Genomic DNA, 12,251 nt, shown 5'->3' with positions numbered 1-12,251 from the left:
CGAGTCATACGGACTACATAGAGGTCATAATGACCAGCAATCCCTTGCTTGCCACCCTGCTCCCCCTGGTCGACGACCTGTCCCGCGAACTGCCCGACGAAGAACGCTACCGCCGCCTGCTCGAAGCCCTGCGCGAACTGCTGCCCTGCGACGCCAGCGCCCTGCTGCGCCTGGAAGGCGAGCAGTTGGTGCCCCTGGCGGTGGACGGGCTGAGCCCGGACACCCTCGGCCGCCGTTTCAAGATCGCCGAACACCCGCGCCTGCAGGCCCTGCTGGAACGCCCCGGCCCCACCCTGTTCGACGCCAACTGCGGCCTGCCCGACCCCTACGACGGCCTGGTGGAAGGCGTACACTTGGAAGTACACGACTGCATGGGCTGCCCGCTGTACCTCGACGAGCAGCCCTGGGGCCTGCTGACCCTCGACGCCCTCGAGCCCGGACGTTTCTCCAGCGGCGACCTGGACAACCTGCAGGCCTTCGCCAGCCTGGCAGCGGCCACGGTGAAGGCCAGCCAGCGCATGCTCGACCTGGCCCTGCGCGCCGAGCACGAACAGCAGCGCGCCGACGCCTACCAGCGCGCCGCCGGCGAGGCCCCGCGCGAACTGGTCGGGCAGAGCCCGGCGCACCGCCAACTGGTGGACGAAATCAAGCTGGTGGCCGGCAGCGACCTCAGCGTGCTGGTCACCGGCGAGACCGGCGTGGGCAAGGAACTGGTGGCCCAGGCCATCCACCAGCGCTCGCTGCGCCACGCCCAGCCGATGATCAGCCTGAACTGCGCGGCGCTGCCGGAAACCCTGGTGGAGAGCGAACTCTTCGGCCACGTGCGCGGCGCCTTCTCCGGCGCCGTGGGCGAGCGCCGCGGCAAGTTCGAACTGGCCGACGGCGGCACCCTGTTCCTCGACGAAGTGGGCGAGCTGCCGATGGCGATCCAGGCCAAGCTGCTGCGCGTACTGCAAAGCGGCCAACTGCAGCGCCTGGGCTCGGACCGCGAGCACCGCGTGGACGTGCGCCTGATCGCCGCCACCAACCGCGACCTGGCCGCGGAAGTGCGCGCCGGGCGCTTCCGCGCCGACCTCTACCACCGCCTGAGCGTCTACCCGCTGCGGGTGCCGCCGCTGCGCGAACGCGGCAACGACATCCTGCTGCTGGCCGGCTACTTCCTCGAACAGAACCGCCCGCGCCTGGGCCTGCGCAGCCTGCGCCTGAGCGCCGAGGCCCAGGCCGCCCTGCTCGGCTACCCCTGGCCGGGCAACGTGCGCGAACTGGAACACCTGATCGGCCGCGCCTCGCTCAAGGCCCTGGCCTCAAGCCCCGAACGCCCGCGCATCCTCACCCTGGAGCTCGACGACCTCGGCCTCGAACAGGGCCTGCACCTGCCGGAAACCGGCAAGTCCGCCCCCGCCCGCGAGCTGCCCAAACCCGGCATCGAACTGCGCACCGCGCTGGACGACTTCCAGCGCCAGCTGATCGCCGCCAGCCTGCAACGCCACACCGGCAACTGGGCGGCAGTGGCCCGCGAACTGGGAGTGGACCGGGCCAACCTGAACCGCCTGGCCAGGCGCCTGGATCTCAAGTGAGCCGGGCCTGGGCTATCTTTGCAGACGCATAGCCCATGCCCCGGAGAAACCTTCATGCGCCACCTGCTCGTCGCCCTGCTCGGCCTCGCCCTGGCCGGCTGCATCTCGCCCAACCAGGGCCGGCCACTGAACTTCGACGAGTTCCCCAGCGCCGAGTACCAGGCGCTGGCGGTCCACGGCAACGGCAGGATCGACGGCCGCGCCTTCCTCAAGACCCGCGCCGGCACCCTGAAGCCGGCGGCCGGCAAGGACGTGGCGCTGATCCCGGCGACGCGCTACATGGCGCCGCTGTACAAGGCCTACCAGGAGCGGCGGCCGCTAGGCGAGCCCGACGCCCGGGCGAAGATCTACACCCGCACGGTGCGCGCCGACGCCGAGGGCCGTTTCAGCTTCGCCCAGGTGCCGGCGGGGCGCTATTACCTGAGCTGCGAAGTGACCTGGGAAACCACCGGCGCCAATGGCCCGACCACGGTGGGCGCGGCCGTCATGGCGCCCTTGACGCTGCGCGAGGGCGAGGAAGTCCAGGTCGAGTTGACGCGCTGAGCCGCCGACGGGGTGTGCCCGGCCGGCCGGCAAAGTGGGTACAATGGGCGGTTGCAATTGCCCACTGATGATCTGAAGGCCACCTCTTGGAACTGTTCAAGGAATTCACTTTCGAGTCCGCCCACCGCCTGCCCCACGTCCCGGAGGGCCACAAGTGCGGCCGCCTGCACGGCCATTCGTTCCGCGTGGCGCTGTACATCGAGGGCGAGGTCGACCCGCATACCGGCTGGATCCGCGATTTCTCCGAGATCAAGCAGATCTTCAAGCCGATCTACGAACAGCTCGACCACAACTACCTGAACGACATCCCCGGCCTGGAAAACCCCACAAGCGAGAACCTCTCGCGCTGGATCTGGCAGCAGGTCAAGCCGCTGCTGCCGGAATTGTCGCGGGTGCGGGTGCATGAGACCTGCACCAGTGGGTGTGAGTATCGCGGGGACTGATGCTGTGTAGCGCGCTGCTTCTCGTAGGAGCGAGCTTGCTCGCGAAGGGTGTTTGCCGGTAGCGATGGTGCTGGGTTCAAGAGCACCCTCTCCCCAACCCTCTCCCGCAAGCGGGAGAGGGGGCTGTCCTGAGTGGGGGAAGAGTCCTGAGTCATCCTGATACTCCTCACCCACCCCCGTCATTCCCGCGAACGCGGGAACCCAGAGACTTCTTGTTTGGGTTTAGCGCGTCGCTCCGAGTCTGCGGAGATTTTTTGTTTCGCCCCCTCGGGCGAGTCCCTTTTGTCAAACGCCACAAAAGGAACCAAAAAGGCTTGCCCCAACATACGGGCCCGACAGAGTCGGGCTACCCTCGCGAACTCCCCCGCCACGGAGGCCCGCCCCGAGGGTACGTCCCTGTAGCCCACGGGGCTCTCGCGACATCCATGTCGCATGACCTCCTGAGCGCCGGTTTCGCTCGGCCTTCTGAAGGGGCGTTCCGGTGCGCTCGGATATCTCTCTGGAAATCCTGCTCTTCGTAGGAGCGAGCTTGCTCGCGAACCCAACCACCCGTCACTGGGTTATTCCCCTTCGGGCCAGCGCAAGCGCTGTTCGCGATGGAGCCGCGTCCCGCGTTCGCGGGAATGACGGGTTTAGGTTGGGTACAACGGGCCAAAGCTCGCAAACGAAGCCACAGCCCCTCCCAAACGAAAAATGCCGTTTATCCCAAACAGAGAAACGGCATTCTTTCTTAAGCGAACAGCATCACGCTCTCAGGCGGGGCTTTTCATTGGCCTAAACCTCAACGCGCCGCGCTACGCCCGCCCTTCTTCTTGCCACCAAGCAGATGCGAGAACACCGCATGCAGGTCGCCCGAGGCGCTGTCGCCTTCCAGGTTCAGCTTGTCGTCGATGTGCGCCATGTGGTGCATCATCAGGGTCACGGCCTTTTCCTTCTCGCCCTTCTCGATGGCGTCGAGGATTTCGTTGTGCTCGTCGAACGAGCAGTGCGAACGGCCACCCGCCTCGTACTGGGCGATGATCAGCGAGGTCTGCGACACCAGGCTGCGCTGGAAGCTGACCAGCGGGGCGTTCCTGGCCATTTCCGCCAGCTTGAGGTGGAACTCGCCGGACAGACGGATGCCCGCACCGCGGTCGCCGCGGGCGAAGCTGGCCTGCTCCTGCACCACCATCTCGCGCAGCTCGGCCAGGGTTTCGGCGCTGGCGTTGTCCACCGCCAGCTCGGTGATGGCGCGCTCGACGGTGCACCGGGCGAAGAGGATCTGCCGGGCCTCGTCGATGCTCGGGCTGGCCACCACCGCGCCGCGGTTGGGGCGCAGCAGCACCACCTGCTCGTGAGCCAGGCGCGACAGGGCGCGGCGGATGATGGTGCGGCTGACGCCGAAGATTTCGCCCAGGGCCTCTTCGCTCAGCTTGGTGCCCGGCGCCAGACGCTGTTCGAGGATGGCGTCGAAGATGTGCGCGTAGACGATCTCGTCCTGCGTGCCGGTACGGCTCTTGCCGTTGCGCGCCGGCTTCTTGATCTGTTGCAGCGGGTCGGTCATGGATCCTCAACCTTGTTGGGCGGACCGGCGGCCTGGGCAATCCGCTACCAGGTACGCGGGCGCGACGAAATGATGGCCACCAGTGTACACAAAATGCCCAGCACCGCGCACCCGGCGCATCCCCCTTGCCATGCGGCATTCAGCCGTCCCCTCTGGACAAATTCTGCGCAATGCCTGAACGAATCTTCCGATGAATTGTTTGGAAGAAGGCGGGAGATAGGTACGAAACATTATTTGATTTTTTTGTATACAACCTCATAATCGCCGGCGTGACTTCCTGACTCGCAAGTCAAGAACACACCCTCAAGCCTTCCGCCGAGCCAGGGACGCAGGTGAACCAGCCGACGGCAAGGACCAACAACAAGAGCGTTGAGGAGTACCCGCTGTGGAAAGCACCAAACAAGAACAACAAACCGCTGTCGCCTCCAGCCCACCCGCCACCGGCCTGCTCGAACGCCTGTTCAAGCTCAGCCAGCACGGCACCACGGTGAAGACGGAACTGGCCGCCGGCCTGACCACCTTCATCACCATGGCCTACATCATCTTCGTCAACCCCAACATCATGGCCGACGCCGGGGTCAACCACGGGGCGGCCTTCGTCGCCACCTGCCTGGCCGCCGCCCTGGGTTGCTTCCTGATGGGCCTGTACGCCAACTGGCCGGTGGGCCTGGCGCCGGGCATGGGCCTCAACGCCTTCTTCACCTACACCGTGGTCAAGACCATGAACTACAGCTGGGAGATCGCCCTGGGCGCGGTGTTCATCTCCGGCGTGCTGTTCATGGTGCTGACCTTCTCGCGCATCCGCGAATGGCTGCTCAACAGCATTCCGCCGAGCCTGCGCTTCGCCATGGGCGCGGGGGTCGGGCTGTTCCTCGGGCTGATCGGCCTGAAGACCGCCGGCATCGTGGTCGCCAGCCCCGCCACCCTGGTGCACCTGGGCGACCTGACCAAGCCCGGCCCGCTGCTGGCGGCGATCTGCTTCCTGATGATCGCCGTGCTGGAATACCGCCGGGTGTTCGGCGGCATCCTCATCAGCATCCTCACCGTCACCGTGGCCGGCATCGCCCTGGGCCTGGTGCAGTTCGGCGGGGTGTTCTCCATGCCGCCGAGCCTGGCGCCGACCTTCCTGGCCATGGACATCGCCGGCGCCTTCAACGTGACCATGATCAGCGTGATCCTGGCCTTCCTCTTCGTGCACATGTTCGACACCGCCGGCACCCTGATGGGCGTGGCCCAGCGTGCCCACCTGGTGCGCGAGGACGGCCGCATCGAAAACCTGTCCAAGGCGATGAAGGCCGACAGCACCTCCAGCGTGGTCGGCGCCGTGCTCGGCGTGCCGCCGGTGACCAGCTATGTGGAAAGCGCCGCGGGCGTGGCCGCCGGCGGCCGCACCGGGCTGACCGCGGTGACCGTCGGCGCGCTGTTCGTCGCCGCCATGTTCTTCGCCCCGCTGGCCGGGATGATCCCCGCCTACGCCACCGCCGGCGCGCTGATCTACGTGGCCATGCTGATGATGGGCGGCCTGGCGCACATCGATTGGCAGGAACACACCGAGACCATCCCGGCCATCGTCACCGTGATCATGATGCCACTGACCTTCTCGGTGGCGGACGGCATCGCCATGGGCTTCGTGACCTACGTGGCGATGAAGGTCTTCACCGGCCGCCACAAGGACGTGACCGTCAGCCTGTATGCACTCTGTGCGATATTTGTAGCCAAATTCATCTTCCTGTAATCTGGAGCGGCCCCGCCACGGCCCCGACGCATGCCTGCGTCGGGGCCTTTGCATTCGAGAGCCCGCGATGAACCTGGAAACCTGGCTGCTCTACAGCAGCGCCGCCCTGATCGTGATCCTGATTCCCGGCCCGCTGTCGCTGCTGATGGTCAGCAACAGCCTCAACTATGGCCTGCGCCGTTCGCTGCCGGCCTTCCTCGGCGGGGTCAGCGCCTCCATCTGCCTGCTCAGCGCCTCGGCCCTGGGCCTGGGCGCGCTGCTGCTGGCCTCGGAGAAGCTGTTCAGCGTGCTCAAGGTGCTGGGCGCGCTCTACCTGTTCTACCTGGCCTGGCAGAGCTGGCAGGAATCCCGCATCGCCGGCCAGCCGCGCGCCGCCGAGGAGATGCCGGTCAACCCGGGCTTCCGCAGCCTGTACTGGAAGGCCTTCGGCCTGGGCGCCAGCAACCCGAAGGACATCCTGTTCTTCGCCGCCTTCCTGCCGCAGTTCCTCAAGGCCGACCACCCGCTGTGGCAGCAGCTGCTGGTGATGATCCTCACCTGGGCGCTGCTCGACTTCGCCTGCAAGCTGTTCTACGGCCTCAGCGCCCGCGGCGCCGCGCGCTTCCTGCGCTCGGGCAAGGGCCAGGCCTGGTTCAACCGCGGCAGCGCTGCGCTCTTCGCGACCGCGGGCGGGGCTTCGTTGTTGAGCCGCTGAGGTCCATAGAACCGTTCGCGAGCAAGCTCGCTCCTACAGGTGCCAGTGCTTTTCGTAGGAGCGAGCTTGCTCGCGAACGGTATTTACCGGCAGCAATGGTGTTCAGGGTTGATTCCGCTCCCTCTCCCCAACCCTCGACTGCGCGCCCCGCCCTGAAGGGAGAGGGAGCTGTCCGGTGCAGACGAGAGGTTCGGTGGCAACCTGTAGCGGGCCCTGCCCGCGATTTCGCGCGCAGGGCGCGCTCCTACATGGGAACGCGGTGGGGGTGGAGTGGAGCGATACCCATCGCCATTGCCCGATGGGTTTCGCAAGCTCAACCCATCCTACGAAAGCACCTCGGCGCAAGAGCACACAATCAAAAAAAAGGCCCGCCAGGGGCGGGCCGATGGGACTCCACGAAGAGTCGGGGGGGAAGTCGCTGGCGGCCTAGCTGCCGCGGTAGGTCGAGTAGCTGTACGGCGAGATCAGCAGCGGCACGTGGTAGTGGTCGCTTTCCGAGGCGATGCCGAAGCGCAGCACCACCTGATCGAGGAAGGCCGGTTGCGGCAGTTGCACGCCACGGGCGCGGTAGTAGTCGCCGGCGTTGAACTGCAGCTGGTAGACCCCGGCGCGGAAGTCCTCGCCCTGCAACAGCGGCTCGTCGCAGCGGCCGTCGTCGTTGGTCACGCGGGTGGCGACCAGTTCCAGCTGCTGGCCTTCCACGCGGTAGAGCTCGACCTTGATGCCATGGCCGGGGCAGCCGTGGGCGGAATCCAGTACGTGCGTCGTCAAACGTCCCATGGGCTCTGGGCATCCCCGGCGCGGCCGGCGGACGCCGTCCTCCTTCTCGGTGTGGTGTGGGTTGCACCCCGCAGGCAGCGGCCGGCCGGGTGGGTTGGATGGGACGAAAATACGCCATCACCCAAACATTGTATACAAAAAATTCGTTCCAGCGCCCCGAAACGGCGCCAGCGCACCAGCACGCGGCATTTCGATCCATCGCCGGAACCAGGAAGGCCACAGCCCGCCAGGCTGACCGTTCGGGCAGGTAATTTGCTTGCTCTACCGACGGATGTGGATGACGACGGATGGCGAAATCGGCGCGCGGGATTGTATTTACATTCGACCACACAACTTGTATACAATATCTCGCAACACGGTGGCGCACGCCCTACCGCCCCACGCCGCCCCCAACAAGAAGGAACACTGCAGTGAGCGCTGACTACCCACGCGACCTGGTCGGTTACGCCGACAACCCTCCCCACCCGCACTGGCCGGGCGACGCCCGCATCGCGCTGTCCTTCGTGCTCAACTACGAGGAAGGCGGCGAGCGCTGCATCCTCCATGGCGACAAGGAGTCCGAGGCCTTCCTCTCCGAGATGGTCGCCGCCCAGCCGCTGCAGGGCGCGCGCAACATGAGCATGGAATCCCTCTACGAATACGGCAGCCGCGCCGGCGTCTGGCGCCTGCTCAAGCTGTTCAGGAAATACGACCTGCCGCTGACCATCTTCGCCGTGGCCATGGCCGCCCAGCGTCATCCGGACGTGATCAGGGCGATGGTCGCCGCCGGCCATGAGATCTGCAGCCACGGCTACCGCTGGATCGACTACCAGTACATGGACGAGGCCCAGGAGCGCGAGCACCTGCTGGAGGCCATCCGCATCCTCACCGAGCTGACCGGCGAGCGCCCGCAGGGCTGGTACACCGGCCGCACCGGCCCGAACACCCGGCGCCTGGTGCGCGAGGAAGGCGGCTTCCTCTACGACTCCGACACCTACGACGACGACCTGCCCTACTGGGACCCGGAGAGCACCGCCGAGAAGTCGCACCTGGTGATCCCCTACACCCTGGACACCAACGACATGCGCTTCACCCAGGTGCAGGGCTTCAACAAGGGCGACGACTTCTTCGAATACCTCAAGGACGCCTTCGACGTGCTCTACGCCGAAGGCGCCGAGGGCGCGCCGAAGATGCTCTCCATCGGCATGCACTGCCGCCTGCTCGGCCGCCCGGCGCGCCTGGCCGCGCTGGAGCGCTTCATCCAGTACGTGAAAGGCCACGAGAAGGTCTGGATCGCCCGCCGCGTCGACATCGCCCGCCACTGGCACGAAAAGCACCCGTTCACGGAGAGCCAGGCATGAGCCGCTTCCAGACCCTCACCCCGGCCAGCCTCGACCGCGCGGCCTTCGTCGCCGCCTTCGCCGACATCTACGAACACTCCCCCTGGGTGGCCGAGAAGGCCTACGACCTGGGCGTGGACGAAAGCCTCAACGACATCGAGAGCCTGCAGCAGCGCATGGCCGACATCCTCCTGTCGGCCAGCCATGAAGCCCAGCTGGCACTGATCAATGCTCACCCGGACCTCGCCGGCAAGGCCGCTGTGCGCGGCGAGCTGACCGCCTCCAGCACCTCCGAGCAGGCCGGCGCCGGCATCCACGAATGCACCGCCGAGGAATTCGCCCGCTTCAACGAACTCAACGATGCGTACAAGGCGAAATTCGGCTTCCCCTTCATCAAGGCGGTGAAGGGCAGCAACCGCCACCAGATCCTCGCGGCCTTCGAGGAGCGCATCCACAACACGCCGGAGCAGGAATTCCAGACCGCCCTGGCCGAGATCAACAAGATCGCGATGTTCCGTCTGCAGCAGCTGTGAGCGCGCAGGACCGGACTAACACGTCACCAAGGAGAACAAGATGAGAACCTACAACGCTCCCTTCGAGAAATTCGTCAACCTGGCCGACGAGCGCCTGGGGAGCAAGGTGATCAGCGTCACCGACGAATGGTTCGCCGCTGCCAGCCGCATGCTGCAGCCCACCCCCGCGGTGTGGAAGGAAGGCGTCTTCGACGACAACGGCAAGTGGATGGACGGCTGGGAATCCCGCCGCAAGCGCTTCGAAGGCTATGACCACGCGGTGATCCGCCTGGGCGTGCCGGGCTCGATCAAGGGCGTGGACATCGACACCAGCTTCTTCACCGGCAACTTCCCGCCGTCGGCCTCCATCGACGGCTGCTTCGTGGCCGAGGGCGAGCCGAACGACGACACCCAGTGGACCGAAGTGCTCTCTTCCGTCGAGCTGCAAGGCAACAGCCACCACTACCACGAAATCAGCGACGAGCGCCCCTACACCCACCTGCGCCTGAACATATACCCCGATGGCGGCGTGGCGCGCCTGCGCGTGTACGGCATTCCGTTCCGCGACTGGGCCCAGCAGAACCCCGACGAGCAGGTCGACCTGGCTGCGGCACTGAACGGCGGCCGCGCCCTCGCCTGCTCCGACGAACACTTCGGCCGCATGAGCAACATCCTCAACCCCGGCCGCGGCGTGAACATGGGCGACGGCTGGGAAACCGGCCGCCGCCGCACCCCGGGCAACGACTGGGTGATTGTCGCGCTGGGCCACGCCGGCATCGTCGAGAAGATCGTCGTCGACACCCTGCACTTCAAGGGCAACTACCCGGAGAGCTGCAACATCCAGGCGGCCTTCGTGAAGGGCGGCACCGACAGCCAGATCGCCACCCAGAGCCTGTACTGGCGCGAACTGCTGCCCAGCCAGAAGCTGCAGATGCACAACGAGCACACCTTCATCGAGCAGATCAAGGAACTGGGCCCGATCACCCACGTGCGCCTGAACATCTTCCCGGACGGTGGCGTCAGCCGTCTGCGCCTGTTCGGCAAGGTGGCCAAGTAAGCGAAACACCGCCGTCGTCCCCGCTGGCGCGGGGGGCCAGAGACACTGGGCTCCCGCGTTCGCGGGAGTGACGGAAGAAGCGGTTCCCGGGCCCCGCCCGGGTTCAGTACAACGAATACAAGTGACCAGCCATGCGTACCCTGAAGATCGAACCGTTAACCAAGGAAGCCTTCGCCCCGTTCGGTGATGTCATCGAGACCGAGGGCAGCGACTACTTCATGATCAACAACGGTTCCACCCGCCGCTATCACAAGCTCGCCACGGTCGAGACCGCGCAGCCCGAGGATAAGGCGATCATCAGCATCTTCAGCGCCGAAGCACTGGAGATGCCCTTGCGCATCCGCATGCTGGAGCGTCATCCGCTGGGCAGCCAGGCCTTCATCCCGCTGCTCGGCAACTCCTTTCTGGTCGTGGTCGCGCCACTTGGCGACGTACCTGTACCGGGTCTTGTCCGCGCCTTCCTGAGCAACGGAAGGCAGGGCATCAATTACCACCGCGGCGTCTGGCACCACCCGGTGCTGACGATCGAAAAGCGGGATGACTTCCTGGTGGTCGATCGCAGCGGTTCCGGCAACAACTGCGACGAGCATTTCTTCACCGAGGACGAGCAACTGCTCCTCGACCCCCAACTAAACTAATAAGAGAGGCCCGTCCGCCGCGACGCCGGCGCCCGGGCAAGAGGTAATGACTGTGGAAGCACATCTCATCGAATGGGCGAACCTGCTGGTTCGCTGGATTCACATGATCGTCGGCATCGCCTGGATCGGTGCCTCGTTCTACTTCGTCTGGCTGGAAAACAACCTCAACCGCGTCAACCCGCGCGAGGGGCTCTCGGGTGACCTCTGGGCGATCCACGGTGGCGGCATCTACCACCTGGAGAAATACAAGCTGGCGCCGCCGAAGATGCCGGACAACCTGCACTGGTTCAAATGGGAGGCCTACTCCACCTGGCTCTCGGGCGTGTGCCTGCTGACCATCGTCTTCTACCTGAACCCCAGCCTGTACCTGGTGGCCCCGGGCAGCGACCTGGCGCCCGCCGCGGCCATCGCCATCGGCATCGGCTCGCTGATCGCCGGCTGGTTCATCTACTCCGGCCTGTGCGACTCGCCGCTGGGCAAGACCCCCGCCCTGCTCGGCGCCATCCTGTTCGCCCTGCTGGTGCTCGCCGCCTACCTGCTCAGCCAGGTGTTCAGCGGCCGCGGCGCCTACCTGCACGTCGGCGCGATCATCGGCACCATCATGGTCGGTAACGTGTTCCGGGTGATCATGCCGGCCCAGCGCGCGCTGGTTAAGGCCATCGAGGAAGGCCGCGAGCCCGACCCGGTGCTGCCGGCCAAGGGCCTGCTGCGTTCGCGCCACAACAACTACTTCACCCTGCCGGTGCTGTTCATCATGATCAGCAACCACTTCCCGAGCACCTACGGCAGCCACTACAACTGGCTGATCCTGGCGTGCATCGCGGCGCTGGCGGTGATCGTGCGGCACTACTTCAACACCCGCCACAACGGCAACGGCATGGCCTGGGCCCTGCCCGCCGGCGCCGTGGGCATGATCGCCCTGGCCTTCGTCACCGGCCCGACACTGCAGAGCGCCGCCCCCGCCGGCAACGCCGCGCAGGTGCAGTACCAGCCGCTGCCGGAAACCGCCATCGGCGGCAAGACCGCCGCCGAACGCGCCAAGGAAGAGGCCGACAAGCCCGCCGCCGCGCAGGCCCCGGCCCAGGCGCAAGCCGCCAGCGCCGGCGGCAACGGCGACTTCGAGAAGGTTCATCACGTCATCCAGGAACGCTGCACCGTGTGCCACTCGGCCAAGCCGACCAGCCCACTGTTCAGCGCCGCCCCGGCCGGCGTGATGTTCGACACGCCGCAGCAGATCCAGGCGCAGACCGCGAAGATCCAGGCGCTGGCCGTGGCCTCCCAGGTCATGCCGCTGGGCAACATCACCCAGATGACCCAGGAAGAGCGCAACCTGATCGGCTCCTGGATCGCCAAGGGCGCCCAGACCAACTGAGCCACCGCGGTTCGCCGGAACCAGAAAGACCGCACCTT

At 66.2% G+C, this 12,251-nt stretch carries 12 protein-coding genes; 10 read left to right on the top strand and 2 right to left on the bottom strand.

The genetic code is table 11. The features are described 5' to 3' along the window. Positions 1-29 precede the first annotated feature (29 nt). The 3 genes from norR (at position 30) to queD (ending at position 2,563) form a co-directional block, all read left to right on the top strand. The gene (gene norR / locus M8R19_RS28225; RefSeq protein ID WP_074986076.1) at positions 30-1,577 is read left to right on the top strand and encodes a nitric oxide reductase transcriptional regulator NorR; all 1,548 of its coding nucleotides are present in this window, start codon (positions 30-32) and stop codon (positions 1,575-1,577) included. Positions 1,578-1,631: 54 nt separating this feature from the next. Beyond that, a complete protein-coding gene (locus tag M8R19_RS28220) occupies positions 1,632-2,120 on the top strand; it encodes a carboxypeptidase-like regulatory domain-containing protein (RefSeq protein WP_116424077.1) in 489 nt (162 codons plus the stop codon). 86 nt (positions 2,121-2,206) lie between these two features. Next, positions 2,207-2,563 carry a 6-carboxytetrahydropterin synthase QueD gene (gene queD, locus M8R19_RS28215; protein ID WP_009618684.1) on the top strand — a complete coding sequence of 119 codons (357 nt, stop codon included), beginning with the start codon at positions 2,207-2,209 and terminating at the stop codon, positions 2,561-2,563. A 781-nt stretch (positions 2,564-3,344) separates the two neighbouring features. Here the strand turns inward: queD and M8R19_RS28210 are convergent. Further along, positions 3,345-4,106: a GntR family transcriptional regulator gene (locus M8R19_RS28210; protein ID WP_249919574.1), complete on the bottom strand. Its 762-nt coding sequence runs from the start codon at positions 4,104-4,106 to the stop codon at positions 3,345-3,347. A 385-nt stretch (positions 4,107-4,491) separates the two neighbouring features. On the opposite strand from M8R19_RS28210, the gene M8R19_RS28205 reads away from it, so the two are divergent. After that, entirely contained in the window at positions 4,492-5,841 is a 1,350-nt protein-coding gene (locus tag M8R19_RS28205; protein WP_043314301.1) for an NCS2 family permease, read from the top strand. Between the two features lie 67 nt (positions 5,842-5,908). After that, the gene (locus M8R19_RS28200) at positions 5,909-6,535 is read left to right on the top strand and encodes a LysE family translocator (RefSeq protein ID WP_009618679.1); all 627 of its coding nucleotides are present in this window, start codon (positions 5,909-5,911) and stop codon (positions 6,533-6,535) included. A 426-nt stretch (positions 6,536-6,961) separates the two neighbouring features. On the opposite strand, the gene uraH is transcribed toward M8R19_RS28200, so the two are convergent. Continuing rightward, a complete protein-coding gene (gene uraH, locus M8R19_RS28195) occupies positions 6,962-7,315 on the bottom strand; it encodes a hydroxyisourate hydrolase (protein WP_009618677.1) in 354 nt (117 codons plus the stop codon). Positions 7,316-7,725: 410 nt separating this feature from the next. Here uraH and puuE point away from each other — a divergent pair, with 410 nt between their 5' ends. The 5 genes from puuE to M8R19_RS28170 all read left to right on the top strand — a co-directional run bounded on the left by puuE (position 7,726) and on the right by M8R19_RS28170 (position 12,213). Next, on the top strand, positions 7,726-8,655 hold the full coding sequence (puuE, locus tag M8R19_RS28190; RefSeq protein WP_249919573.1) for an allantoinase PuuE: 930 nt from the start codon (positions 7,726-7,728) through the stop codon (positions 8,653-8,655). Next, positions 8,652-9,167: a 2-oxo-4-hydroxy-4-carboxy-5-ureidoimidazoline decarboxylase gene (uraD, locus tag M8R19_RS28185; protein WP_009618673.1), complete on the top strand. Its 516-nt coding sequence runs from the start codon at positions 8,652-8,654 to the stop codon at positions 9,165-9,167. The genes puuE and uraD overlap by 4 nt, the downstream gene beginning before the upstream one ends. Before the next feature lie 40 nt (positions 9,168-9,207). Next, on the top strand, positions 9,208-10,203 hold the full coding sequence (alc, locus tag M8R19_RS28180; RefSeq protein WP_249919572.1) for an allantoicase: 996 nt from the start codon (positions 9,208-9,210) through the stop codon (positions 10,201-10,203). A gap of 131 nt (positions 10,204-10,334) precedes the next feature. Then, the gene (locus M8R19_RS28175; protein ID WP_074984827.1) at positions 10,335-10,841 is read left to right on the top strand and encodes an ureidoglycolate lyase; all 507 of its coding nucleotides are present in this window, start codon (positions 10,335-10,337) and stop codon (positions 10,839-10,841) included. 52 nt (positions 10,842-10,893) lie between these two features. Then, positions 10,894-12,213 (top strand): urate hydroxylase PuuD, encoded by a 1,320-nt coding sequence (locus M8R19_RS28170; RefSeq protein WP_249919571.1) that lies wholly within the window; start codon positions 10,894-10,896, stop codon positions 12,211-12,213. Positions 12,214-12,251 lie beyond the last annotated feature (38 nt).

This window comes from Pseudomonas sp. R3.Fl, from assembly GCF_023516765.1.
Taxonomy (GTDB): domain Bacteria; phylum Pseudomonadota; class Gammaproteobacteria; order Pseudomonadales; family Pseudomonadaceae; genus Pseudomonas; species Pseudomonas citronellolis.
Note: the sequence above shows the minus strand (reverse complement) of the source record. Positions and strands in the feature narration are given on the sequence as shown.